This is a genomic window from Gluconobacter sp. GP1 (genome assembly GCF_032913585.1).
Lineage (GTDB): Bacteria > Pseudomonadota > Alphaproteobacteria > Acetobacterales > Acetobacteraceae > Gluconobacter > Gluconobacter cerinus.
Genome location: NZ_JASGXC010000002.1, coordinates 131,263 through 156,206, shown reverse-complemented (window position 1 = coordinate 156,206; position 24,944 = coordinate 131,263). Strand labels below are relative to the sequence as shown.

22 protein-coding genes and 1 tRNA gene are annotated in these 24,944 nt (G+C 52.0%); 10 read left to right on the top strand and 13 right to left on the bottom strand.

The features are described 5' to 3' along the window. Positions 1-155 precede the first annotated feature (155 nt). From ccmA to R5H23_RS05260, 4 genes are all read left to right on the top strand, one after another. Complete coding sequence (ccmA, locus tag R5H23_RS05275; RefSeq protein WP_317214729.1) at positions 156-785, top strand: heme ABC exporter ATP-binding protein CcmA; 630 nt, start codon at positions 156-158, stop codon at positions 783-785. Beyond that, complete coding sequence (gene ccmB, locus R5H23_RS05270; protein WP_086634019.1) at positions 782-1,447, top strand: heme exporter protein CcmB; 666 nt, start codon at positions 782-784, stop codon at positions 1,445-1,447. Before ccmA ends, ccmB begins: the two co-directional genes overlap by 4 nt. A 181-nt stretch (positions 1,448-1,628) precedes the next feature. After that, positions 1,629-3,683: a Hint domain-containing protein gene (locus R5H23_RS05265; protein ID WP_317214727.1), complete on the top strand. Its 2,055-nt coding sequence runs from the start codon at positions 1,629-1,631 to the stop codon at positions 3,681-3,683. Between the two features lie 151 nt (positions 3,684-3,834). Beyond that, the gene (locus R5H23_RS05260; protein ID WP_317214726.1) at positions 3,835-7,140 is read left to right on the top strand and encodes a S41 family peptidase; all 3,306 of its coding nucleotides are present in this window, start codon (positions 3,835-3,837) and stop codon (positions 7,138-7,140) included. Between the two features lie 49 nt (positions 7,141-7,189). On the opposite strand, the gene R5H23_RS05255 is transcribed toward R5H23_RS05260, so the two are convergent. After that, the gene (locus tag R5H23_RS05255; protein ID WP_317214725.1) at positions 7,190-7,720 is read right to left on the bottom strand and encodes a cytochrome b; all 531 of its coding nucleotides are present in this window, start codon (positions 7,718-7,720) and stop codon (positions 7,190-7,192) included. Positions 7,721-7,845: 125 nt separating this feature from the next. Here R5H23_RS05255 and R5H23_RS05250 point away from each other — a divergent pair, with 125 nt between their 5' ends. Both R5H23_RS05250 and R5H23_RS05245 read left to right on the top strand, forming a co-directional pair. Further along, entirely contained in the window at positions 7,846-8,424 is a 579-nt protein-coding gene (locus R5H23_RS05250) for a YqaA family protein (protein WP_317214724.1), read from the top strand. 467 nt (positions 8,425-8,891) lie between these two features. Next, on the top strand, positions 8,892-10,259 hold the full coding sequence (locus R5H23_RS05245) for an MFS transporter (RefSeq protein ID WP_317214723.1): 1,368 nt from the start codon (positions 8,892-8,894) through the stop codon (positions 10,257-10,259). A 90-nt stretch (positions 10,260-10,349) separates the two neighbouring features. Here the strand turns inward: R5H23_RS05245 and R5H23_RS05240 are convergent, their stop codons facing one another. Then, the gene (locus R5H23_RS05240) at positions 10,350-12,275 is read right to left on the bottom strand and encodes a transglycosylase SLT domain-containing protein (protein ID WP_408874338.1); all 1,926 of its coding nucleotides are present in this window, start codon (positions 12,273-12,275) and stop codon (positions 10,350-10,352) included. A 210-nt stretch (positions 12,276-12,485) separates the two neighbouring features. Next, positions 12,486-13,292, bottom strand: coding sequence for a uracil-DNA glycosylase (locus R5H23_RS05235; RefSeq protein ID WP_317214721.1), 807 nt, complete (start codon positions 13,290-13,292; stop codon positions 12,486-12,488). 54 nt (positions 13,293-13,346) lie between these two features. On the opposite strand from R5H23_RS05235, the gene R5H23_RS05230 reads away from it, so the two are divergent. The 3 genes from R5H23_RS05230 to R5H23_RS05220 are packed head-to-tail and all read left to right on the top strand — an operon-like array spanning position 13,347 to position 16,417. Continuing rightward, positions 13,347-15,110 (top strand): tetratricopeptide repeat protein, encoded by a 1,764-nt coding sequence (locus R5H23_RS05230; RefSeq protein ID WP_317214720.1) that lies wholly within the window; start codon positions 13,347-13,349, stop codon positions 15,108-15,110. Further along, positions 15,107-16,003 carry a 4-(cytidine 5'-diphospho)-2-C-methyl-D-erythritol kinase gene (locus R5H23_RS05225; RefSeq protein ID WP_317214719.1) on the top strand — a complete coding sequence of 299 codons (897 nt, stop codon included), beginning with the start codon at positions 15,107-15,109 and terminating at the stop codon, positions 16,001-16,003. The genes R5H23_RS05230 and R5H23_RS05225 overlap by 4 nt, the downstream gene beginning before the upstream one ends. Positions 16,004-16,018: 15 nt before the next feature. Further along, positions 16,019-16,417, top strand: coding sequence for a hypothetical protein (locus R5H23_RS05220; RefSeq protein WP_244974514.1), 399 nt, complete (start codon positions 16,019-16,021; stop codon positions 16,415-16,417). Between the two features lie 7 nt (positions 16,418-16,424). Here the strand turns inward: R5H23_RS05220 and R5H23_RS05215 are convergent, their stop codons facing one another. From R5H23_RS05215 to R5H23_RS05170, 10 genes are all read right to left on the bottom strand, one after another. Next, positions 16,425-16,748, bottom strand: a complete 324-nt coding sequence (locus tag R5H23_RS05215; RefSeq protein WP_211499900.1) for a hypothetical protein — start codon at positions 16,746-16,748, stop codon at positions 16,425-16,427. Positions 16,749-16,752: 4 nt separating this feature from the next. Continuing rightward, positions 16,753-17,148: a response regulator gene (locus tag R5H23_RS05210; protein WP_211497684.1), complete on the bottom strand. Its 396-nt coding sequence runs from the start codon at positions 17,146-17,148 to the stop codon at positions 16,753-16,755. Continuing rightward, a complete protein-coding gene (locus R5H23_RS05205) occupies positions 17,145-18,209 on the bottom strand; it encodes a chemotaxis response regulator protein-glutamate methylesterase (RefSeq protein WP_317214718.1) in 1,065 nt (354 codons plus the stop codon). The genes R5H23_RS05210 and R5H23_RS05205 overlap by 4 nt, the downstream gene beginning before the upstream one ends. Then, positions 18,206-19,033: a protein-glutamate O-methyltransferase CheR gene (locus tag R5H23_RS05200; RefSeq protein WP_317214717.1), complete on the bottom strand. Its 828-nt coding sequence runs from the start codon at positions 19,031-19,033 to the stop codon at positions 18,206-18,208. Before R5H23_RS05200 ends, R5H23_RS05205 begins: the two co-directional genes overlap by 4 nt. Next, entirely contained in the window at positions 19,026-19,442 is a 417-nt protein-coding gene (locus R5H23_RS05195; RefSeq protein WP_317214716.1) for a chemotaxis protein CheW, read from the bottom strand. The genes R5H23_RS05200 and R5H23_RS05195 overlap by 8 nt, the downstream gene beginning before the upstream one ends. A 28-nt stretch (positions 19,443-19,470) precedes the next feature. Then, positions 19,471-21,480, bottom strand: a complete 2,010-nt coding sequence (locus tag R5H23_RS05190) for a chemotaxis protein CheA (RefSeq protein WP_317214714.1) — start codon at positions 21,478-21,480, stop codon at positions 19,471-19,473. Continuing rightward, a complete protein-coding gene (locus R5H23_RS05185) occupies positions 21,477-21,836 on the bottom strand; it encodes a response regulator (protein WP_317214713.1) in 360 nt (119 codons plus the stop codon). Before R5H23_RS05185 ends, R5H23_RS05190 begins: the two co-directional genes overlap by 4 nt. Then, positions 21,833-22,105, bottom strand: a complete 273-nt coding sequence (locus R5H23_RS05180; protein ID WP_249207385.1) for an STAS domain-containing protein — start codon at positions 22,103-22,105, stop codon at positions 21,833-21,835. The genes R5H23_RS05185 and R5H23_RS05180 overlap by 4 nt, the downstream gene beginning before the upstream one ends. Next, positions 22,102-23,490: a methyl-accepting chemotaxis protein gene (locus tag R5H23_RS05175; protein WP_317214711.1), complete on the bottom strand. Its 1,389-nt coding sequence runs from the start codon at positions 23,488-23,490 to the stop codon at positions 22,102-22,104. Before R5H23_RS05175 ends, R5H23_RS05180 begins: the two co-directional genes overlap by 4 nt. Before the next feature lie 202 nt (positions 23,491-23,692). Continuing rightward, a complete protein-coding gene (locus R5H23_RS05170) occupies positions 23,693-24,544 on the bottom strand; it encodes a retroviral-like aspartic protease family protein (protein WP_235271721.1) in 852 nt (283 codons plus the stop codon). Positions 24,545-24,857: 313 nt separating this feature from the next. Here R5H23_RS05170 and R5H23_RS05165 point away from each other — a divergent pair. Then, positions 24,858-24,934 (top strand) — tRNA-Asp (locus R5H23_RS05165). Positions 24,935-24,944 lie beyond the last annotated feature (10 nt).

Sequence of the window (24,944 nt, the reverse complement as noted above, 5' to 3'; positions counted from 1 at the left end):
CAGCCCTCTTAACGGACCTCGCACTGGCTATCGAGACCTTTCCTGCATGCGGGAATGAGAATTCACCAGATTGCAGCTTTTCAGACGCCCCCTTGCAGTTCCCGCGCTCAGAGGGTCTAAGCTGATGAGACCGTGAACCGGACAGAACGCTTCCCATGACGACCCAGCCGCCCGACCCGACAACACCTTCCGTGCTTCTGGATGTCAGGGATATTACGGTTTTCCGTGGAGACCGGCTGGTTCTGGATGATGTGAGCCTTTCGCTTGCTCATGGCGATGCCATGATACTCACCGGCCCGAATGGTGCGGGAAAATCCACTCTTCTCAGAACAATCGCAGGCCTTCGCAAGCCTGATGGCGGCACGATTGAGCGCTATGGAGCACTGGCCTGGCTGGGCCATCAGGATGCTCTCAAGCCCGGCCTGACGCTGGCGCAAAATCTTGCCCTGGCCGATCGCCTGGGCAGCGGAAACATGGAAGACGTGTTGGAAGCCCTTGATCTGGCATTCCTGGCTGACCTTCCAGCACGCCTCCTGTCCTCGGGGCAAAAACGCCGGGCGGCTTTCGCACGCGTCATGCTGTCAGGAGCACCCCTTTGGCTTCTGGACGAACCGACCGTTGGTCTGGACGTGGCGAGCATCGAACGGCTTGGAGCAATCATGGCCAAACACCGTGACAATGGGGGAGCCATGATTGTTACGACGCATGTGTCGCTCCCTCTGGATAACACGCGCTCGCACGAACTCCCTTCCCTTGCTCACGCTGAACCGCTCTGGCTGTCATGACCGCTTTCTTTGCCTTGATCGACCGCGACCTGCGACTTGCCTATCGGTTTGGGGCGGATACGCTCGCATCCCTGCTCTTCTTTATATTATGTGGCAGCCTTTTCCCTCTGGCTCTTGGTCCCTCACCAGACCTGTTGCGTCATATGGGACCTGGTATCATCTGGGTCTGTGCACTACTCGCATCGCTTCTCCCGCTGGACAGACTTTTCGGCTCTGAACTGGAAGATGGCTCACTGGATCTGCTGATGCTCACGGGCCTTCCAGCGTATGCCGTTGCCTTCGCCAAAATGATTGCTCACTGGCTGACAACTGGCCTGCCTCTTCTTGTTGCAGCGATCCCGCTTGGCATCATGCTGGGCGTAAAAGGGAGCGAACTCCCGCTTCTCTTGTTCGGGCTGATGCTTGGAACGATGTGCCTGTCCCTGATGGGTGGCATGGCCGCCTCAATCGTGTTGGGGGCGCGTCGTGGTGGCGTTCTTTTGCCACTTCTTGTTCTGCCTCTCGCAACGCCGGTACTGATTTTCGGTGCGGCTTCCTCCTATGCCGGGCAGCTTGGTGCATCATCAAGCGCCGGATTCGACCTTCTGGGAGCATGCCTGTTTGCAATGCTGCCACTTTGCCCACTCGCAGCAGGCTATGGCCTCAAATCTGCGGTCGGTTAAAAAATCTCTCGATAAATCCATAAATTTTTTCGATTTGAACGTTTCTTGCCCGGCTTGAATAAGCTGAGCAATGAGGCGTTGGTTTTTTACAAATTATTCATCTTCATCATTTACATTGACTGTTAGCTTTAATTGAACGAATTACGCCATCAATAGCTTTCGTTTGTCTGCAGAAGAAGCGATGGGAGCAATTCCACTTCACTCTGCGAACAATACGGCGCACCCCTGCATTCTGGATTTTCATCACATCATGGCAACATCTACACCCGCTTGGACAAACGGCGATCTCTACACGTGGGTCGGCCCAACAACCGGCGGCAACTGGAGTGACGTGTCGAACTGGAGCTACGATGGCGCACCAGCAACACACGTTCCTGATACGCAGACGAATCAAGGCACAGTCACCATCCCATCAGGTGTGACCGTTACCGTCTCAAGCGCGACATCAACGCTTTCCGGCGTCAACATCAAGGTTGCAGGCACTCTCGACATTGCCTCCGGCACCAGCGCTCTGGCTGTCAACAATCTGGAAGTCGCTTCAGGTGGCACGGCCAACATCCAGCGCCCGCTGACGGCTAACAACGTCCTTCAGGTTGATAACGGCGGCACTGCGACATTCTCGAATGTCTCGCAGGACTGGTCTGGCTATCCGGGCCTCAAGCCATCAATCGCGACTGGCGGCACGCTCAATTTTGATAATTCCAACATTACGCTGGGCAGCGTCAGCGGCAGCGGAATTGCTGGCAACCTCAATATTTCCAACGGTTCGACCGTCAAGACGGCCAGCAACAGCACCACCATTACAGGCCCCATCACGGTCAACGGCGCAGGTACGTCCTTCACGGACAGCTCTGCCCTCCAGTCTACCCTGACGTTGAATGATGGTGCCAAAGCCACCATTACGACTTACCCGACTGACGGCACAAAGGTCGTTTTCGGAACGGGCAACAACACGCTGATTCTTCCGAGCGACCAGTACGCAGCTAATAAGCTGGTTCTGGCCAACCTGAAGGAAGGCGACAGCCTTGGCGTGAATGGTCAGACTGTAACGTCTGCCACCATGACCAGCGACAATGTAAAGCTGACCACGTCTAACGGCACAGTCAGCCCCAAAAGCGTTACCTACGACAGCAGCTACAAAAACGCTCCGACCGATAGCAACCCGGTCACGGTTAACACCAGCAATGGAAACGGCGTCATCTGCTTCCTCGCAGGTTCAATGATCCGCACGCAGGACGGTGAAGTCGCTGTCGAGACCCTGCGCCTTGGCGACAGCGTGGTTGTGTATGTTGACGGCCGTGAAGACGTTCGCACTGTCACATGGGCCGGACGTCGTCACATGACGGTACGTCCAGGTCCGTTTGCAGACGAAGCAGGCTACCCGGTTCGTATTCTGAAGGACGCCATCGCACCCGGCATGCCACACACGGACCTTCTGGTGACGGCAGAACATTGCCTGTTCCTTGATGGAAAGTTTGTCCCGGCCCGGATGCTGATCAATGGTCGCTCCATTCACTACGACACGAGCATCACGTCTTACGATTACTTCCACATCGAGACGGCAGATCACTCGGTCATCATGGCCAATGGCCTGTTGACGGAGAGCTTCCTCGACACGGGCAATCGCGGCGATTTCCGTCAGGACGGAAATGTTTTCAGCATCGGTGGCAGCGTCAAGAGCTGGAGCGAAGACGCAGCGGCCCCGCTCACGACGGACCGTACAACAGTCGAGCCCCTGTTCCGCGCAATCGAAGCACGGGCAGACATGGCAGGTCTGGTGTCTCAGGCTGACAGTGCAGTCCTGACGCAGGATGCTGACCTGCATCTCATGACGGAAGATGGCACCATCATCCGTAAAACGCGTGAGACCAACGGCTATGCCATGTTCATGCTGCCGGAGAAGGTTCGTTCTGTCCGTCTGATGTCCCGCACGAGCCGCCCATCCGATGTGATTGGCCCATTCGTTGATGACCGCCGCGAACTCGGTGTGCTCGTTGGCCAGATTGCCCTCTACGAGGCAGGCAGCACCACTGTGCTTCCCGCACATCTCGCCAAGGAAGAGCTGTCTGGCTGGAGTGTTCCTGAAGGAACGACCATGCGCTGGACCACAGGTCATGCCGTAATCTCGCTTCCGAGCCGGTCCTCGCACAGCATTGCCATGCTGGCTGTTCAGGTCCTGTCTAATAGCTCCTACCTGGTAGCAGCTGAAGACAAGGTCATTGCTCTGACCGCCTGATCCAGGTTTTCACGGCAAAACACGAAGCGCCAGCCCATCTAGGGCTGGCGTTTTTTGTTTTCCCACCTTCAAAACGCACCTGCCGTCTCGACGGCGATATGAAACCGCAGCATCATCGACGGATATTTTCATATGAGAAGTCCTTCACATCATGCGGTTTTCCCTCCGACGTTCCCTTCTCTCATGCGCCGCTCTTCTGGGATGCACCTACGGGCTGACCGCTCAGGCTGAACCCGGTTACTTCAGGGAGCCGTCACTCACGGGGCAGACTGTTCTTTTCAGTGCGGAACAGTCAGTCTGGAGTGTGCCCCTGACGGGAGGCACGGCCCAGCGCCTGACCAGCGCGCCTCATGGCGCCAATGCTGTTGACCCGCAGCCTGTCCTCTCGCCCGATGGCAAAGAAATCGCATTTCTAGCGAATTTTGATGGGCCAACAGAGCTCTACATCATGCCAAGTTCCGGCGGCACGCCCCGACGCATGACGTTTGAAAACGCGCCCAAACTTCATATCGCAGGGTGGGATGCTCATGCAGGCATCCTGTACTCCATGCCGGACGCAACTGGCCCTTACTACAGCTACAATGTCGCAGCTCTGGATCCCAAGACGGGTGCAAAGCACGTCTATCCGCTTGCCAACGTCAATGACGCATCCATTAGCCCAGACGGTAAATGGCTGTATGCCGTGCGGTTCGGGCTCGCCATTACAGGCGATCATATGCGGGCCTATCGTGGAGGAGCACTCTCGCAACTCTGGCGGTTTGATCTTCAGTCCGGAACTGAAGCCGAACGTATTGGCACACGCACAGCGAACCTGATTCGTCCCATGCCGTGGCGGGATCGTCTGATCGTTATTTCCGACGAAAGCGGGCGTTACAACCTCTGGAGTACCGCCACAGATGGAACAGATGCCCGACAGCTAACCCATTTTACGGATTACAGCGTTCTGGAAGCATCACTCTCAGGCGACCATATTGTGTTCCGCAAAGGGGCAGACCTCTTTTCGCTGGATCTGACCTCAGGCGAGAGCCACCAGATCCCCGTCAATTTGGTCTCGGACAATGCACCTCGTGCACCATACTGGCTGGATCGACCAACCCGCTTCACCACCTCGGAGACGATTTCTCCCAAAGGCGATGCTGCTATCTTCACGATGCGCGGCCACACGGTCGTGGCAGCAGCTTCCCCACGGCGTCTGATCGTCCTGCCCACCCCAGACAATGTCCGCCTGCGCCTTGCCCGCGTAACGCCAGATGGAAAATCCGTCATTGCGTTCAGTGATGCGGGTGGCGAATCTGCACTATGGCGTTTTGCGGCAGATGGCAGCGGCAAGGGAGAAGCACTCAGCCGGCCATCCTCAACCGAACCTGTCGCTCTGGAAATCTCACCAGACGGAAAATACGCCGCGCATACGGATCTGCTGGGGCGCCTGTGGTTGCTCAACCTTTCGAGCAAAGCTGAGAAGCTCGTTGATGATGCCACTCAGGACGGCACGAACGTTTTCGATTCCCTTTCATGGGCCGCAGACGGAAAGGCCCTCGCCTTCGTACGCACGCGCGGCTCTAATCTGCGACGTCAGATTGCCCTGTATTCTCCGGAAACAGGACGGACGGAGTGGGTGACGAGCGACCGTTACGAATCTTATAGCCCAACCTTCTCCCCAGATGGGAAATGGCTGTGGTTCCTGTCTGATCGCACATTCTCGCTGGCTAACGGTTCTCCCTGGGGAGACCGCAATCTAGGACCGGCGTTTCCACATCGTACAGGCATCTATGCCTTGGCACTCCAGGCCGGAGAACGCTTTCCTTTCCAGGCCCCCACCGAGCTGGATCATGATGACAGCAAGGAAAAGAGCGACAAGAAAGATGAGAAGAAGGACGCTCCCAAGAAGCCTCTTCCCGCGTTTGAATGGAACGGATTGGCCGATCGTCTCTATCAGGTTCCCGTCCCTGCCGCGGATTATCACGGGCTGGCAGCCGCCAGCGATTATCTGTTCACCGTGGATGGTACGGACGATGACGCCAACCCTCTGAAGTCCATCCATATCGACAATAACGCGCACAAGATCGAAACCTTCTCCTCCAAGGTTGAAGATTTCAGCCTCTCGGCAGACGGCAAAACGATCATGACCGTAGCCCCTCGCGCGAAGCAGGCACCCGAAGTTCTTCTGCTGCCGGTCGGGGCCAAGAAGCCTGATGATGTTGCAGGGAAAGCGGTCAGCTTTGACGGACTACGACTGCGCATCGACCCTGCTCAGGAATGGTCAGACGAATTTGTCGATGCCTGGCGCCTTCACCGTGATCATTATTATGACCGCGATCTGCATGGCGTAGACTGGAAAGCCGTCAGAGCCCATTTCGCGCCATTTGTGGATCGACTTGGAGACCGTGCGGATCTGGATGATCTGCTTGGCCAGATGGTTGCTGAAATTGGCGCCATGCACTCCCAGCTCCGGCCGGCACAAAGCCTCGAAGACCCGGCTGCGAACCTGATTGCCGGACTGGGTGCACAGATTACCCGCGAAGCAAAAGGCTTCCGCATCACACATATCTATAGAGGAGACCGCGATCTACCGGATCAGCAGTCTCCATTGGCTGCTCCGGGCGTTGATGCGCAGGACGGAGATCTGATTGTTGCCGTGAACGGACAATCCGCAGCCGACGAGCCCGACCTCTCTACGCTTCTGGCCAATCAGGCTGGAAAACAGGTTCTCCTGACCCTTCTGCGCAATGGCAAAGAACACAAAACAGTCGTGACAGCCGTAAGCTGGCGCAAGCAGAAGTCCTTGCGCGCACGGGACTGGGAAGTCAGCCGTGCTGATCTTGTGGATCGTGCAAGCCATGGACGCATTGGTTATCTGCATCTGCAAGCCATGGTCGGCGATGACATGGAGGCATTCGCTCGCGAGTTCTATGCCAATATCGACAAGGATGGACTCATTGTTGACGTCCGCGGCAATAATGGCGGCAACATTGACAGCTGGGTTCTGACGCAGCTCATGCGCCGCTCCTGGATGTTCTGGAGCCGCTATGGCAACGCTCCGGCCATTGACATGCAGCAGGCGTTCCAGGGCCATCTTATCGTGATTTCAGATGAAATGACCTACTCGGACGGTGAGACCTTCTCTCAAGGTATCAAGTCTCTCCACATCGCGCCGCTCCTTGGGGAACGCACAGCAGGCGCCGGTGTCTGGCTTTCGGACGGTGACCGTCTGATTGACAACGGCAATGCCCGGACAGCCGAGAATCCCTATTTCGATATGAACGGCCACTGGTTGGTCGAGAACAAGGGTGTCTCACCGGATATCGAGATCGAGAACATGCCGGTCGCCACCTTCAAAGGGCAGGATCAACAACTTGATGCGGCGGTTTCGTATCTGAAGACGCAGATGGCGGATCATCCGCGCCCTGCGCTCAAGGCTGAGCCTTTCCCGATTCAGCAGCCTGCTTCACCGCAATAAGGCAAAATAGTCCAAGGCCTCTGCACACATCTGCAGAGGCCTTTTTTATTCAGAGCATCATATCCATCACCTGATCCCGCCGGGAAAAACGGTGCATCAGCGCCGCCACACAATGCCCGGCAATCAGAACCCCCAAAATCCAGGCAGAAAACTGGTGCATGACACCCAGGATCGGCGCGAATAACGCAGTTTTCTGAATGAGCGCTGGCAGGTGCACCGTCCACAGCATCTGGACTGGCGCACCGTGGGCAGAGGCCATCAGCCATCCCGTGAGAGGTGTGGTCAACATCAGAAGATAAAGACATCCCTGAAGCACGCGCGCAGCAATGCGCTGCTCTTCCGGAATAGTGTCAGGTAACACTGGCGGCCGATGCGTTGCGCGCCAGGCCATTCTGAGAACAACCAGGATCACAACGGTCGATGCGATCTCCTTATGAATGGAAAGCAGTTCCCCCTTCAAAGGAGAAGCCCCACGCGGCAACAGGCGCCCCGCATAGAATCCAATCATCCAGACCGGGATAATGATAGCCGCCATGCCCCAGTGAAACAGGCGGGCCAGAAGAGAGTAACGTTGGGGCACGGGGCATCCATTTTCAGAAAAGGAAGAGCTTAGTGCTTCCTTTACCCTGTTTTCCGAAGCAATGAATTTTCATTCAGTGACAGAGAAGGATAGGAAGACCGGATATTCCTCCACAGGACCAGACCGTGATCCATTCCCTCTATCGTCGCATCACCGACCTTGCCGCCTCACCCAAAGCCGTATGGTGGCTTATTATTATCGCCATGGCAGAAGCGTCGGTCTTTCCTATCCCCGTTGACCTGATGCTCGTTCCCATGATCCTGACGCGACAGGACAGGGCCTGGTTTCTAGCAACAGTCTGCACTGTCTCCAGCGTAATAGGTGGCGTGATCGGATGGCTGCTCGGCGCTTTCCTGATGAAGCATATCGGTATGCCCATCGCCCACTTCTATCATGCAGACGGGCGCATTCTGGCATTGGAAGACCTGTTCCGCCGATATGGCATATGGATCATTCTGGGCAAGGGGCTTACACCTCTCCCCTACAAATTCGTCACACTGGCAGCCGGTGCGGCACACTTGCCGCTGCTGCCGTTCATCGCTGCCAGCATCACAACGCGCGGCGCACGCTTCTTCCTGGAAGCCGCACTCCTCAAGGCCTTTGGCGAACCTGTGCGCGAGTTCATCGAAAAGCGCCTGACGGTGATCCTGCTGATTCTTCTTGTCGTGATCGTTGCGGGCGTCGCGCTTGTTGAGCTCTTCTAGAGGAATAGTCACATCAGATGATGCGTTTATGGCATAAAAAATAACATAAATACTATTTGAATATAACAGAATCATGTTATCGTCCGCGAGATCGTACTCACACGGTTATCGGTGACGGCTTTCCAGCAGGCCTGCCTGCTCCGTTCTCCTCACGTCAGAATGTCCTGCGCGGATGACATGAGGAGAAAGGAACTGCCGGCCTCCGAACGACAACCCGAACGCATATTCCCGCTGTCAAAGGAGCTCGCCATGTTTAGAAAACAGCCTATCTTTAGCGCTAAACGTTTTAACATCCTGCCTCCGGCATCACGCTCGGCAGGTGTGTTCAGTGGTATCGAAGCACAGTTTCTTGGACTGGCCTCCCCCGGGATCGTCACACTGCTTGGCCCTCTGGAAAGCACCGATCTGTCATCGTTGCCGTGTGAAGACACTCCATCCTCCCTTTCCTTCAGGAAGGCATGACATTCATGAGTGCCACAGAGCTTTCTCCACCCCATCGATCAGCCGTCACCAAATCCCGCATCCTCTGGGGCATGCCGGTGATGTTGCTGTGGGGTTATATCGCCGTTGCCCTGTACATGACGGGCGACGGCATCGAAGTTGCATTCCTTGCCAAATACGTCACGCAGATCGGCTTTACGCCCAAGCAGGCAGGAATGCTCTTCACCATTTACGGTGCAACAGCCGCCATTTCGAGTTGGCTGTCTGGCGTGTTGGCCGAAGTTTATGGCGCACGCCGCATTATGGCGATCGGCACCATCTGGTGGGCACTGTGCCACGTCGCGTTCCTCGGGCTTGGCCTCGGACAGCACTCCTTCCCGATGATGATGCTGTTCTATGGTCTGCGCGGCTTTGCATACCCGCTGTTTTTCTATGCGTTCTTCTTCTGGATCGTCCAGAAAACCCCGGATCATCGTCTGGCCTCTGCCATCGGCTGGGTCTGGTCGATGTTCACGCTGGGTTACGGCATCATCGCGTCCTTCCTGCCAAGCTGGACCATCCCCGCTTTCGGCTTCATGCCGACCCTGTGGATGTCTTTAGCCTGGGTTCTGGCTGGCGGCGCACTGGCATGCCTGACCATCCGCGAAGATCCGTCTGAGGCCAAGCCACTGGCAGCCAAGGTGTCCGTCAAGGAACAGCTGATCGAGATCAGTCGCAGCCTGACGCTGATTGTTGAGAACCGCGATATTGCATTGGCACTCATCACGCGCGTCATCTGCAATCTGTCTCTCTTCGGCTTTCCGGTCATCATGCCGCTGTTCTACACGTCTCCGGAAGTTGGCTTCACCATGCCGCAATGGCTGCGGATCTATGGTGCGTTCTTCCTGGTTCAGCCGGTGACCAATGTTGTCTGGGGCCTTATTGGCGACCGGATCGGCTGGCTGCGTCAGATGCGCTGGTTCGGCTTTGTCGGCTGCGCAATGGCAAGCCTTGCCTTCTATTTCATCCCGCACCTGATGCCCGGCAACATGTTCACCGCAATTATCGGTGCCTTGTTCCTAGCTTTAACGCTCAACGCATTTGTGCCTATGGGAGCAATTTTCCCCGCCATTGCACCCGATCACAAGGGTGCAGCAGTTTCCGTGCAGAACCTTGGCGGTGGCCTGAGCAACTTCCTGGGCCCGGCACTGGCAACACTGTTTGTGACCGGCTACGGCACGCGGGGCGTCGTTTACATCTACGCAGCACTGTATCTGCTTGCCGCAGTCATCACCTGCTTCATCCGCTTGCAACAGCCAAAGGGAGCTTCCGCCATGGAGGTTTACTCTTCCGCTAAAGCGTCCGCGGTTCATGAAGAAATGGAAGATCTGGGCATCCAGACCCAGAAAAGCTAAGCCCCGGAAACAAAAAAAGCCCGGCACGCAGGCCGGGCGATTTTCTGAAGAGACCTCGCATCAAAATGCTGATGCGAGGTTTTTTTATTCCTAGTTCAGAGCCATCTGCTCATGAGCCAGAGCCTGCTCCGCACCAAATGATGGCCACTCAGAATGCGTCAGCGCTTTCAGAGACGGCGAAGACAGCCCCATCTTATGTGCATAAAGCCACGTATACGTCAGGGCGCGATGCACATAGTCACGCGTTTCCGTGTTGGGCAGCGTTTCCATAAAGAACAGCGGATCATGCAGATCTGCCGTCTGCGCACTTTCCCAGCGGGCAATAGCGCCAGGGCCTGCGTTGTAAGACGCCAGAACCCGTACAAGATCCCCGCCCTCAGGCCGCGCCGACAAAGATGTATGGCTCGACTGGGAAGCCAGATACAGCACGTAAAGCTGACCAATCTCCAAATTGGATGACGGGTTGTGGAGGCGATTTACCATGTCAGGCGGCACCGGAATGACAGCCATCCCATGGGCATCATATGTCTGGTGATGCAGTGTGATGAAGCTCGCCGTGATCGGCCGGATCTGCATCAGCCCATGCGCACCTGCGCCGGATGTAGCGGCAGCATCGAAATTCGATTCAACGCGCGTGAGGGCATAAACCAGAGCCGGGTTCATCCGGAAGCCATGGTTGGGCTTGAGACGAGGCATCGGCAGATCCGCACCGGCCGCTTGTGGCCGGTTTTCCCCATTCATGATGAGCGACGCAAGCTGTTCGGACAGATCTTCAAATCCGGCAGTCTGGGCAACCAACTGCAAGGACCGGGACCGCGCACTATCAGGCGCCACGTCCGTCCACATCCGCCGCATCAGCGCCTCGGCGCGTGCACGCTCGCCAATCTGAAGCAGGGCAAACAACTGTCGACCCTGTGGGAGCGCACTGATGGCCTCGACGTCAATTTCCCCAAGAACCGGAACAGGATCATGGAGCGTGATTTCCGTTACGCTGTCTGGCAGGCGGGCATGGCCCTTACGTCCAAGCTCCAGTGTCTGAGCGGCGAGCATCCCATAAAATGTTTCGTGATGGTTCGCTGCACGATGGAGCCAGGACACATATGCCGCCATTGCGTGACGGCGAATTTCTGCACGAGCGGCCCAGAACGCCGCGGCTGCATGAAGCTCAGGCGATGTAACTGGAGCATTCGCCGCCGATTCAAACAGCTCATATGCCGCATCAAGATGCCCCTGACGCCAGGCAGCCAGACCAGCAACATAAGCAGGAAGACCAACCTGATGGCCTCCGCGCTCGAAGCCGGCGCAACCATGACGCAGCGCGCTCTGAGCATCTCCCTGTGAAAGCAGCCCCAGAGAAATTTCTCCGTAAAGCTGCCCTGCATAGGCAGGGGTCATGCCGGGCGTAATATCCACAAGGTGCAGTGCGCTGGCTGCGCCCTTCACACCCTGCATCACCCGCTCCTGAACCGTACGATCCAGAAGAGGATTACGCGTGAAGGCGTGCGCCAATGGGTCCGCAGGGAAACTATTCGGCAGGTGAACGGTTTCAGGACGATCTTCAGGCGCCAGAGACCTCACAAAAGTCTGGACCTGAACGGAGCCTGCTGGAGCAGTCCTTACCAGAAGCCCCTGAATTGCAGGGGCGTCCGGTTGAGTTGAATAGTTTTTCAACCAGTCACGGAGCTGGTCCGCCCCTGGATGAGCACCAGGTGCAAGATAGCGATCTGCCAGAATATCGCCCAGCAGGACGCGATCCGTCAGCAAACGCGTCTGCTCCATGGCTTCTTGCAGGTCACCACGACGCTGCGCCTGCAGGATCAGACGATATCGACTGGCCATAGTGGCCGTCAGAGGGTGTGGCAGCGATACAATGCCGTCCCCACCGAGGCTGGGACGGGCTTCTGCAAACGCTGTTTCATCGCCAGCATGGTCTGGCTGAGGCGGCAGAGTCTGCACACCGTCAGCACGCACCGGGGAGAAAGTTCCACCGGTCAGAATCAGCACACTCACAAGCAACGCTCGCGCCGTGCCACCTGAGATGAAAGGGGTAATCCTTCGCATAGCCGCCGGGTGCTACCCGGTTTCTGGCACGCTGGCAAGTTTTGGTTAACCAGAACAGAACCTCGGACCAAGCGATGATATCGTCACACACTGGAACAATCCAGTGGCAAACACCTGTTTTCGAGTAGTTTTTTGCGTTTTCGCGAAGTTTTTTACAGGCTTAAATCAGGACTTATTTAGTTCTGTATTTTCCGCACCCAATCGCTCCATCAGAACCAGAAGATCCTGCCACGCATTCCGGCGTGCAGCAGGGCTGGCAGCGAGTTGTAACGGGTGTCGCATAGGCAGCAGAGCAACCGGTGCATCCAGCTCGGGAATCCGAATTTCCGTCCATTTGCCACGCAGCCGATTCAGCATGGCCTGATCCCCCAGAAGCAGCCGCAGAGGCGTTACTCCCATCGTCACCAGAAACGGTGGCCGGCACAGGGCGATCGTTTTCAACAGCAACGGACGACAGGACCGCATCTCCTGATCCGTTACACCGCGCCCTCCCGGCGGCCGCCATGGGACCGCTGGTGCCATTGAGAGCACGGAGCGTTCCAGCCCCGCAGTGGCCAGCATTCGATCCAGAAGCTCACCGGCACGCCCAGCAAAAAGTTCTCCAGAGCGATCTTCATCCGCATCCGGCGTCTCTCCGATCAGCATGAAACGAGCAGCATCGACAAAAACGGGCTTGAGCCGATGCGTTGCCGTCCGCGCCAGAAACAGATCATCAAGCGTTTCGCTCGCCCGAATCAGGGAAGGCAGATCACGTGCCTGTTCCAGCCCGGGTGATACCGGCGCAGGCGATGGCACTTCCCTGGGTAACGCTGATCGGGCGTGTAAGGTGTCCACTCGCGCAGGCAGACTCCGAGGCACATCAGAGAGGCGGTCAATCGTCTCTTCCGAAAGAACCTCGTCCACACCCCAGTCATATTGCAGCTGTAGCGCGGCAAGCAGTTCTGCCCGGCTCGGAACAGGCTGGGGTGTCATGAAAAATCCGTTCAGGTTGGCGTATGACCGCATGCGGTCTAGAATTGACCCATTATGCAGATCACGCGCGGCTGGCCCAGATCAATTCCGGTTTTTTCGCACTCGCTTCGCGCGGGTCTCTCGGCACTTATGCTGGCGGGAACCCTCCTGCCCTCAGCATTTGCTGCCCCTCCTCCGGAAACACTGCCCGCTATTGATCCCGGGAAATCCCTGACCGGATGGCTGCTGGCGTCGAGCGTCATGATGCAACGCGGAGAGATCGACGCTGCCTATAATGCGCTTTCACATGTCCTGACGTTATCTTCCCGCGATCTGAAGCTGCGCGAAGATGCTCTGCGCTACGCCGCCATGACGGGACATGAAGATGAGGCTGTGACGTTCGCCAAAACGCTTCCCGCCAGCGATATTGCCACCCTCGTCCTTGCCCAGAACGCGGTTACTCGGAAATCCTGGACGGAAATGCGCCAGACGCTGAGCCGCAATAACCATCGAGGCCCTCTGGTCTCTGTTGCAACGCCCGTTCTTCTGGCATGGGCACAGGCAGACGAAGGCCATGTCGAGCAGGCACTCTCCACCCTCAACGCTGCTGCGACCTTCGCCCCTACACGCCGCCTGTACCAGTTCCATGCCGCGCTGATTGCAGAGCGACTGCCTTCTCAACATCAGGCGGAACTTCTCTATCAGAAGACTGGCAACAGCCCCGATGATCCGCTGACGCTTCAGATTCTTTATGCCCAGATTTATGGTGGCTGGCTGGAAAGTCAGGGCCAGCATAAGGCGGCACTTGATGCCGTAGCTGCACTGGGCGTGAGTTCCCCTCTCGCCTCTATGATCATCGGGCCACTTCAGCATAACCTGAAAAAACGACCTCCCCTTTCTCCCTCTCAGGGTGCGGCAATTCTGAACCTGCAACTTGCCCTGATGATCACGGACGTTATTCAGCAGGAAGGCATTCCTCACGATCCGGCCATCATCGCATTGCAACAGGCCCTCTACCTTGATCCCACCCTGACGGTTGCACGCATTTTCCTTGCCGACACCTTCCGTGACGGCAATCAGATCTCGAAGGGCCTCGAGACACTCAATTCGGTTTCCAGCACGGACTCTCTGGCAGCGCTAGCTGCCCAAGAGCGAGTCAATCTGGCCAGCCGCTCTCACGATCTTCCACTTCAGGCCGATGCGCTTTATCGCGCGCTGACCCTGCTTCCGGGTAACCCGCAATTTCTGGTTCAACTGGCTGAAGTTCAGGATCAGATGGGCCATCATGCCGAGGCGATCGATCTTTATACAAAAGCTCTCAAGGCCTCCCCTCCTCGAAAGGAGATTGCCTGGCCGATACTTCTCGGTCGCGCCATGGCTGCCCAGGAAAACGGAGACTGGGCCATGATGCAGGAAGATATGCACCATGCACTGGAACTCGCCCCTGACCAGCCAGAAGTTCTCAACTTCGTCGGTTATGCCAGTATCGAACACGATATTGACCAAGACCACGCCCTGCAGCTGCTTAAGCGCGCGGTGGAGCTCCAGCCTAACGATCCATCTATTCAGGACAGCTACGCCTGGGCCCTTCTCAAGGCCAAAGGCGACCTAAAAACTGCGCTACCCATTCTTATTCAAGCTGCAGAGCATGCCTCGAGTGATGCCGAAATCGGCTATCATCTGGGCGTTGCCTATTGGTATCTCGGTCGCCACACGGAGGCTCAGGATCAATGGAACCAGTCTCTGGATGACAATCCGCAGCCTCAGGATCGCACTCTCATTCTGAATGCCCTGCAGCAGGGCGGCCCACATCTCAAATCATTCGAACAGAACAAATGACCCGTCTTCAAGATACCGCCCACGCCAAGATCAATCTCTATCTGCATGTCACTGGGCGGCGGCCTGACGGGTATCATCTGCTCGACAGTCTCGCAGTCTTCGCCGGTGCAGCCGACACGATCAGTGTGGGAGAAAAGTGCGATCGGTTTTCTCTGTCCATTGAAGGGCGATTTGGCAAAGGCCTTGAAGCCGACGACAGCAATCTCGTTCTCAAGGCAGCCCGTGCGCTTCAGGCAAAAAGCGGCTCTCATGATGCATACCGGCTAACACTGAAAAAGGATCTACCTGTCGCATCAGGTATTGGCGGCGGCTCAGCTGATGCCGCGTGCACGCTGCGCCTCCTGTCACGCGTCTGGAACGCAACAGAATCCGATCTTTGCACACTTGCAGAGCCCCTTGGGGCCGACGTTCCCGTCTGCGTTCGCCAGCAAGCGACACGCATGGAAGGGATTGGGGAAATTCTGACCCCATCACCAGAAATGCCGAACGGCGGAATTCTGCTGATTAATCCAGGCGTTGGTGTGTCAACACCTGATATCTTCCGCAGCTTTGCCGCGATGGGGGGTATCGTTCAGCGTACAAAACCGGTGCTCCCCAGCCAATGGGCGTCAATGCAGGACCTTGTGGATCTATTACAGCAAACAGCAAATGACCTTCAGGCACCCGCGATTGCTCATGCCCCGATTATTTCTGACGTTCTCACTGCGATTCAAAGTCAGTCGGATTGCCTTCTGTCGCGTATGAGCGGATCAGGCGCTACCTGCTTTGGCCTCTTCCCTACCCCACAAAAAGCCCGCGAAGCAGAAGAAGCTCTTACCCAAACGGCTACACGCTTGGGTTGGTGGACATGGAGTGGTCCATTCCATCAGAATTCTCCCGTTGGAACCCCCTGAAAAGAGGCGCTCGAGATGACTAGCAACCCGCGCATGCAGGTAACCCGCTCAGAAGACGGGCAAAAGATCATTCTCTCCTTTTTGGATGGAAGCGGTCTGACCGGTGACATTTCTCTGGACGAAGCCCAGTTGAACCAATTGATTACCAGCTTGGGGATGGCACGCACCGCGCTACTGGAAAAGCGTCCACCAGCGCCGATTGAAGGAGCGCGCTTTGCTCCCGTGTATAAAACAAACTGGGCTTTGCAGATTGATGCGCTAACCGAGGGGTCATTGCTGGCCTTTCAGCACCCTGCATATGGGCCCGTCGGTTTTGTTTTTACGCCTTCAGATGCGGAGCAGCTTTTACGCGGCCTCCAGAAGCATCGGACAATGGTTCACTCCCAACCTGGCGACGCTAGTCAGCCAAGCTGAGGGACACTTAGAATAGTTCTACATCCGCGGCAGCGAACGGAGCGACAGGGTGCCCTTTAAGCATCCCTCGAAGATGCTCCAGGGTCACTTGTTCAATTTCGTGACTAGCAATTGTCACACGCTGTACATCAGACTGCCTCGAAAGACGCAGGCAGAGCGCACTCATTTGCTCAAGCTCCTGCATCAGGACGTCCAGTCCCTGCAGAGAGCCAACCGCGTTTTGACCGCAACCATCCAATATGAAGGCCTCAGCATATCTGCATGAAGATGATGCCTGAGCCCACTGCTGTGCCATTCCTTGAAACAAAACAGCGAGTTTGATCTGATCCACACAGTTACGCTCCACAGATGGGACCGAATACTGCCTCGATCCGTGATTTTAGCGAGCTTGTGGTAAAAGGCTTAGCCAGAAAATTGTTTACTCCGGCTGAAATAGCCTGCTGTACCAGCTCCTTATTGGCCTGCCCCGTCAACATAATGAAACCCGTTTTTCCGATCGTAGACGACGCGCGCACAGCCTTTAACAGCTCCAGACCATCCATATCTGGCATATTGAAATCTGATATGATCAGGTGCGTTGAATTTGCATTCAGATGTTCAAGAGCTTCCAGCCCGTTACGGACGCCAGAAACTTTCACAAAGCCTAACTGAACAAGACTGTTTCTCAACAGAGAACGAATGGATGTCTGGTCATCCACAAGCAGAACAGACATGGAGGAAGCAGAAATCATTGATAAGTCTCCATTTTGTGGGGATCGGCCAGCCGAAGAATAGCAGCGCCTATTTTAGGTAAGGGGAGTTGCGTCTCTACAGCGCCACACTCAAATGCGGCTCTGGGCATCCCATAGATGACTGAAGTGTGTTGATCCTGCCCGATTGTCTTGGCCCCGGCCTCTCGCATGGCCAGTAGCCCTCGCGCACCATCAGCTTCCATCCCGGTTAAAATGACGCCAACAGCTCGGGAGCCAGCTGATCGAGCGACAGAGAGAAAAAGCGCATCCACCGAAGGTCTATGGCCATTCACTGTCGGCCGCGGCACCAAATGGCAGACGTAAGACGCAATGTTTTCATCATAAGCAATTTCCGTGTGCGCCTCGCCTCCAGGCGCAATCAAAATTTGCCCCCGTTCAAGGCGACAAAAATCGGTCACAAGATTAACCTGAGGGCGAGAAATTGAGTTTAAACGCCGAGAAAAATTCTCAGAAAACTGCCGCGGCATGTGCTGCACAATCACAGTGGGTGGGCAATCAACGGGAAAGCTTTGCAAAACCTCGGAAAGAGCCTCTACACCACCTGTAGATGCACCGATTGCCACGATGGCATCGCTTACGTCTTTTTTCACTGAGTGGGTCGCCGTTCGCGATAACGAAGCTTGAACCACAGCTTCTCCAAGCCCCGCAAACGCGTCCTCGCCTTGCAAAGTAGGCATTTTAGAAAAGCAGCTTACAGCGCCCATCTGCCGAGCCCGTTCTGTAATTTCCCCATGTGGAGATAAGAGGCTGGAAACCATAACAACCGGCATTGGGCGTAAACGCATGATCTTTTCAAGAAACTGCAGCCCATTCATCCCCGGCATTTCAACATCAAGTGTCAAAACATCTGGCTTCAGTCGGATAATCATATCCCGCGCCTCAAGAGGTGTAGTTGCAGTTCCAACTACTTGAATGCGTTTATCTCGCTTCAATGCAAGCGTTATGAGCGCTCGACTTGTAAGCGAATCATCTACAATCAAGACTGATACAGGTGAATGCCGTAAATAAGGGTCGAAAATTTTATGGTGCACTTGCATCATACAACTTTTTTGTAAGCATTTATTCCAATAGGGCGGAGACCCAATTCTTCAAAATTAGTTATTCTCTCAGAGTGACCAATATAAATTTCGCCCTTGATGTGAAGACGACTAGACAGCCTTCTCCACAAAAGATCGGTCGTTTTTTTATCAAAATAAATTGTGACATTCCTACAAAAAATTGCATGAAATTTCGCTTGAAATGGCCATTCACCAATAATATTTAGTTTTTTAAATAAAACTAAATTCTTAATATTTCTTGAAAAATAGAATTCTTCCCCAGAAAAATCACAAAATTTATTAAATTTTTCTAAGAAATTTTTTGGAATATTATTTTTGAAATAGATGCCATCTTGAGCTCGCCTTATCATCTCCGGATCAATATCAGTACCTAGAATTTTTATTTTTTTTATATGCGAATAATTTACTGCTTCAGCTGCTGTCATTGCAGCAGAATAGGCTTCTTCTCCACTTGAACAGGCGGAAGACCAAATACGAATTCCTTCTTCTCTCATTATTTCCGCATGGAAATCACAGCATAATAATTTATACAAATAACAAAAGTGATGTTTTTCTCTAAAAAATGACGTAACATTTGTTGTTAAAGCCGATATCATTTTGTCTTTTTCATATTCACCTCCTCTAGATTCCATTAATTTAAAATAATCGTTTATATTTTCAGCATTAACCTCTTTGATTCTTCGAGAAATTATTGATTGAATAGTATATTTTTTACTTTGATCAAGATTAATTCCAGATATTTTTTTTGCAATTTTTGAGATAGTTAATAAATCTTCTTTGCTTAGAAGTTCCTTATTATTAATCATTTATGCATTCTTTTATAAAAAACGACTCATTTATTTTAAATATATTCCTCTCATCAAAAGAAATAATCCCCTCTAAAAAAGAGCAATTTTCATTAAAATTTATTCGTCGCAAATCCTCCTTATGGTAAGATAGTATTTCCAAAACATCATCGACAGAAAAGGCAATTATTTTGTTATCTCCCTCTAAAATTATAATAGCTTTTTTTAAAATATTTTCATTATAACTATTAATTTTTTTACCAAAATTTATCAGCGGTATAACTGACCCACGAATATTTATAATACCTTCCACGAACTCTGGAGAGTTTGGAATAATGGTTGATTTTATCCAATTTTTTATTTCTTTCACATAAGATATATCTATAGAGTATTCTTGATTATTGGATAAAAAAACCAGACTTTTTGACATATATTAAATTCCAATTCTAGATAATTAGTTACAAAAAACTACCGATGCCAGAATCGACATCAATAATTAGCGCTACACTTCCATCTCCAAGAATAGTTGAAGATAAAAATCCGGATAATTTTTTATAGTTTTTTTCTATTGATTTGATCACAAATTTTGATTGATCTATTAATTCATCCACAACTATAGCATAGTTCGATTTTTTCTCATTTTGCAAAACCAAACATATTGATAGATATTTTTTCTCTTTAATATTTATAGGTATTAATTCATTTCTGTATAAATATTTTAACTCATTTTCTGATATTTTTAATATTTTCTTTTCTTCCAATAAAAAGGCTTCAACAACATAATTTGTTGGAACAATAAATTTTTGATTTCCGGATTTAAATATTAAACCATCAATAATAGAAAGCGTCATAGGCAAGGAAATAGAGAATTTAGTTCCTTTTCCTTCTTCAGAGAAAACCGAAATATTTCCACCTATCTCAGATACAGTCTTCTTTACTACGTCCATCCCCACACCGCGACCAGACAATTCCGAAACAACATCAAGAGTAGAAAAACCTGGGGAAAAAATTAAATTTTGAATTTCTTCTTTTTCAAGATGAATTCCTGGCATGATAATTTTCTTAGAAATTGCCTTTTTATAAATTTTACTACAATTTAATCCGGATCCATCATCTTCTACTTCAATGATAAACCGTCCAGAACAAATAAAAGCTCTTAAATATAAATTTCCTTCATTGTTTTTATTACTATTTTTTCTAATATTTGGTTCTTCTAGACCGTGATCTATGGCATTTCGGATCAAGTGCATTAAGGGCTCAGAAAGTTTTTCCAAGATTGATCGGTCAATTTCTGCTTCCTCACCTTCGATATGAAACACCACATGCTTTCCAGAAAGACGCGCTGCCTCTCTCACAATTCTGTTCATACGCTGAAAAACAGCTTTAATGGGATGCGCACGCATTGCCATTACATTTTCTTGTAACTCTTGGGTAAGCTGATTCAATTCAGAAACTGCGATATCAAGTGACGATCCGGGCAAAACATTACTTGATTGCATCTGAGTCCGTATAGCTCCCTGGTTAATGACCAGCTCGCTTACTAAATCTACGAGTTTATCTACTCTGCATGTATCAATACGAATTGTAGAATGCTCTTTATTTTCGTATTGAGAAACTCGATTCACTAATGCAGGATCGACTAAACCATCATTTGAACTTTCATGCGTCGGGATGGGTAAAGGTTGTAATTCTAAATTATCTTTGGAGAAGGGAGATTCGATAAATTTGTAGCCAAGATCCCCCCCTGACCACTCAAATATCTCTTCAATATTCTCCCTAGCTTCAGGTGTTCTCAGAATTATTTTCCATTTGAGATAGCATACATCTGCTTCAAAAGACGTCAGAGACGGAACTTCAGTAGCATCCAATTCAACCTCAATAATTCCTTTCTTCTGTAAAAATACAAGAAAATTTATTGCATCGTCACCGTTCGAATAAAATGAATATTTCGGGTTTATTTCAAAAAAGAACGTATTTTCTTTTTGATCTACGATATCTATTTTGACCGGCTGAAATTTAAATTCATCTATCTCTTCCGGCACCATGGAATTCAATATCAAATTTTGATCTGGATCGATTCCATCATTCAAATAATGGTTGAGATCAGCGTAGGTTTCATTCGAATCAGATAATGAAGTACCAAATCGATAAAATGAAACAATATCAGATAAAAAATCAGTCGCTTTTAAAAAAATTTCGACTGAACTTTGATCAATATCAAGTAGACCTGATCGAAATTTTTCCAGTACCTCCTCAAATAAATGAGCAAGACGTACCAGATTTTCCATTCCGAACGCTGCAGCTCCACCTTTAATAGAGTGAACTGAACGAAATATCGTATTTATTTTCGACAGTTTATCCGGAGACGTCCCGATGCTTCCGAGTTCGTCTTCAAGTACAGATAAGTGTTCCTCGCATTCTTGAAAAAAAACCTGACGAATTTCTTCCAAGCCATCTTGATCGTTCATGGTAACACTCGCTCAATAGTCTCAAGCAAGCGATCCGCAGTAAATGGCTTTAACAGCCATCCCGTGGCCCCAGATTCACGTCCTTTGTTGCGAATTTCTGGACTTCCCTCAGTCGTCAAAAAAAGAATTGGTACGTATTGCGCTTTCGGTCCGGATCGCAGCCTTTTAACAAGCTCTAAGCCATCCATTCGTGGCATATTCAGATCCGTAATAATAATATTTGGATCAAATACTTCTAGCTTTTCTAGCGCATCCAATCCATCCTCTGCAGGACAGACATTATATCCAGCTTTCTCCAATATATTTCGCAGAATATTTCGGATCGTTCTAGAATCATCAACAATCATTATATTCATTGATTATTTTCCTTCTCAAGTAGGAAGGTGCCTCCCAACAATTCGAGAGCTTTCTGAAATTCAACGGATGGATTTTGAATAAAAAAACAGGCTTGGCGCCCATGAGCTGTTTTTTGAGCTGAGAGTAAAATTTCGAAACACCGCCCCCCCAGACGTTTGACAGCGCCACCATCCAAAACAATATCTGTCGCTTGGTCTCTAAGCTGCTGCAAAAAATGCTTTGCAAATGCAGTTCCCATATCTGCCGGGAGACAAAGCACTGTCATCATCGAAACTCCTCCCAGCCGTCGTCAGAGGTCTGAAAATCATTCGTTGAAAATAAAGAGGTCGCGGGAACGATATTATGATCGACCTGCGCATGCACGGCTCCAAATACGTTCCGATCGCCGACATGAAAATGATGAACAATCTGCACCAATTCTCGCGCTTCTTTGCTGAGGTTATGGCTTGCAGCCGTCGCTTGCTCGACCATTGCTGCATTTTGCTGGGTATTCTGATCCATCTGGTTTACTGCCAGGCTAATTTCAGACAGATCGTTTGCTTGGCTTTGCGCAGCAGTCGCGATTTCTCCAATTAGCACGCTGATCTCACCGACATTTTCAACGATGGTCTTCATGGCAGCACCAGTTTCCTGAACAAGGACCGTGCCTTTGCTGACTTGCTGCGTGCTGGACGTAATAAGATTTTTGATATCTTTCGCAGCATTGGCCGATCTCTGAGCAAGAGCTCGTACCTCTGTGGCGACAACAGCAAACCCTCGTCCCGCATCTCCAGCCCGGGCTGCCTCTACGCCAGCGTTTAACGCCAGTAGGTTTGTCTGGAACGTAATATCATCGATAAGCCCCAGAATTTGCCCAATTTGTTTGGATGATTGCTGAATATCAAGCATTGCAGCCATTGCTGCTGCCATGACATCTCGAGAACTCTCGGCGCGCTCACGCGTCTGGGTCACCACAATACTGGCATGCATTGCCGCGTCTGCGGTTTTCTTGACCGTCTCCGTCACACTTCCAACGGACTGAGTCGTCTCTTCAAGTCGACTGACTTGCTGTTCCGTCCTATGAGCAAGGTCATCGGCGGCAGACGCAATTTCGGCAGATCCGGAAGAGATTGTTCCGACGCTATCATTAAGAGACATCAGAATTCTCTGAAGGTCCGTAAGTGTCGCATTGAAATCTTGTCGAAGGCGCTCGTATTTTTCCGGGAAGACCTCCTCCAGTTTCTGGTCAAGGCGACCTGCTTTGAGGTTCTTTAACGCAGCCCCAAGTACGTCTATCATCTCATCGCGCGAGCCAGCTTCGGCCATCGCTTCACTTTGGGAACGATTAGCTTCTTCCTGAGCACTCTTTATGGAAGCCTGCGCTTCGACAGCACGCTTTTGACTTCTCTCCAGATCAGTTTGCAGACCTAGCAAACGTTCATGAACGCCAGCAAGATCAGGAAAAGGGTTACCAGAAGAGAAGACATCCTGAACTGCCAGTTGAGATAAGCCGTACGACAGACGCTTGGCTGGAAGAAACACTTTCCAAAAGATCAGAATGTCGGAGAGAATTATGCCCAGAAAAACTAGAGCATCTGGCGCAAGGCAATTTAAAATTCCGTAGCCAGACATTTCGCGTACGCGCCAGTACGCTGCTCCAAACAGCAGCATCATAGGAAACGCCAGAATTACGCACAGCAGCGGCAATGTGATGCCACTGCTCTCAGGGCGTACAGGCTCGCGCGAAAAGAACATTCCAGATCACCCTGTCAAAACAGAACCTGCCCCAAGTCCGCACGGCGCGAGAGGCATGAAGGGCTGTTCTACAAGTGACTGATTTATACTCCGTTAACAGCGCTGACAGAGCATCCAGGGACTACGGCTGCGAGGCTGTACTCTGGCCCGCGTCTGCAGCAGGAATATCTTTATCATGTTGAGCGTAAAGATAATCATCCCGAGAGATCCAAACCCGGTAATGCTTCAGGAAGTCACTACCCAGAAGAACATCGCTTTCTGAAAGATCATCAACAACATCCAGTCTGATGTTTCTGAAAACAATGTCCCCAATTTCCAGCGTAGAAAAGAAATGTCGGTAGATTTTTATAGGGTCTCGCGTGACCCCATATCCAGGCATGACGGGATCATTATTCAGCATAGCCTGAGTGACCCCTGCCCTTCGTGCTGCACTCATTGTCACCAGAGTTGAGGAAGCACCTGTATCCAGGATCGCCTCGGCTGGTTTGCCATTAATCTTGATCTGGAGCCTCGTTTTCAATCCATCTGTCGAAGAGTGGGTAACGGGAATTTTGTGGACTGTTCCGTCCCACCCTGGTGTCGGAAACGAACAGTCTTCCGTGCGAACCAACTGGACAACATGATCAGGCACATCGACGATGGTATCGTAGTTTGCCAGAAATTCCTGCCCGAACAGCCCAACGACAGGCAGACCATCAGCATGCCCCCCAAACTTCCCACCGGCAATGACCGCAAAATTCTTGGCGCTGGATGGCCCCATTTCCAGGCTCTTGATGCGAACAGCCTGAACGAGTTCGCTGCCGCCTACACCCGTCATGGTACCGACCGGCCCCATGACTTCCAGTCCAAACGGCGAGATATAGGCACTCCCGATTACAGAAGTCGTAGCCCCGGTATCGACTATAAGAGCCGCCGGATGCCCATTTATGCCGGCTCGGACAATCGGCGATCCAGACTCATTGATGATGGGCATGACGCCACTGATATACAGCTTGCAGTTATGAGGCCCGGTAGGCGCGCAAGCCGATAGAACCCCTGAAAGGAGTCCAACGGCTCCCAATCGCTTCAACACCCGCATTACCGCACGTACCCAATCAAACGTTTCAAACAGTTACACTGTCCGCAGGTCACGTTTTTCCTGCAAGTCATTTTTTTTGTTCGAAAAAAGCATTTTTTTAAAAAACGCTCTTGCCACCCCCAGAGCACGCTGCTAAATCACCGCCACCGACCGAGAGGAAGCCAACACGGCCCCGAACGGACGGTCCAAAGATCGCCTAAAGCGATTTGCGGGTGTAGCTCAGTTGGTTAGAGCGCCGGCCTGTCACGCCGGAGGTCGCGGGTTCGAGCCCCGTCACTCGCGCCACTCTCCTTAA

Coding starts and splice junctions, on each gene's coding strand:
- R5H23_RS05195 (WP_317214716.1), bottom strand. CDS start 19,442: ATGTCAAAAAGTCTGGTTTTTTTATCCAATAATCAAGAATACTCTATA.
- R5H23_RS05220 (WP_244974514.1), top strand. CDS start 16,019: ATGACTAGCAACCCGCGCATGCAGGTAACCCGCTCAGAAGACGGGCAA.
- R5H23_RS05190 (WP_317214714.1), bottom strand. CDS start 21,480: ATGAACGATCAAGATGGCTTGGAAGAAATTCGTCAGGTTTTTTTTCAA.
- R5H23_RS05180 (WP_249207385.1), bottom strand. CDS start 22,105: ATGATGACAGTGCTTTGTCTCCCGGCAGATATGGGAACTGCATTTGCA.
- R5H23_RS05235 (WP_317214721.1), bottom strand. CDS start 13,292: ATGACACCCCAGCCTGTTCCGAGCCGGGCAGAACTGCTTGCCGCGCTA.
- R5H23_RS05205 (WP_317214718.1), bottom strand. CDS start 18,209: ATGATGCAAGTGCACCATAAAATTTTCGACCCTTATTTACGGCATTCA.
- ccmA (WP_317214729.1), top strand. CDS start 156: ATGACGACCCAGCCGCCCGACCCGACAACACCTTCCGTGCTTCTGGAT.
- R5H23_RS05245 (WP_317214723.1), top strand. CDS start 8,892: ATGAGTGCCACAGAGCTTTCTCCACCCCATCGATCAGCCGTCACCAAA.
- R5H23_RS05185 (WP_317214713.1), bottom strand. CDS start 21,836: ATGAATATAATGATTGTTGATGATTCTAGAACGATCCGAAATATTCTG.
- R5H23_RS05210 (WP_211497684.1), bottom strand. CDS start 17,148: ATGATTTCTGCTTCCTCCATGTCTGTTCTGCTTGTGGATGACCAGACA.
- R5H23_RS05225 (WP_317214719.1), top strand. CDS start 15,107: ATGACCCGTCTTCAAGATACCGCCCACGCCAAGATCAATCTCTATCTG.
- R5H23_RS05230 (WP_317214720.1), top strand. CDS start 13,347: ATGCAGATCACGCGCGGCTGGCCCAGATCAATTCCGGTTTTTTCGCAC.
- R5H23_RS05170 (WP_235271721.1), bottom strand. CDS start 24,544: ATGCCCATCATCAATGAGTCTGGATCGCCGATTGTCCGAGCCGGCATA.
- R5H23_RS05265 (WP_317214727.1), top strand. CDS start 1,629: ATGGGAGCAATTCCACTTCACTCTGCGAACAATACGGCGCACCCCTGC.
- R5H23_RS05175 (WP_317214711.1), bottom strand. CDS start 23,490: ATGATGCTGCTGTTTGGAGCAGCGTACTGGCGCGTACGCGAAATGTCT.
- R5H23_RS05260 (WP_317214726.1), top strand. CDS start 3,835: ATGCGGTTTTCCCTCCGACGTTCCCTTCTCTCATGCGCCGCTCTTCTG.
- R5H23_RS05200 (WP_317214717.1), bottom strand. CDS start 19,033: ATGATTAATAATAAGGAACTTCTAAGCAAAGAAGATTTATTAACTATC.
- ccmB (WP_086634019.1), top strand. CDS start 782: ATGACCGCTTTCTTTGCCTTGATCGACCGCGACCTGCGACTTGCCTAT.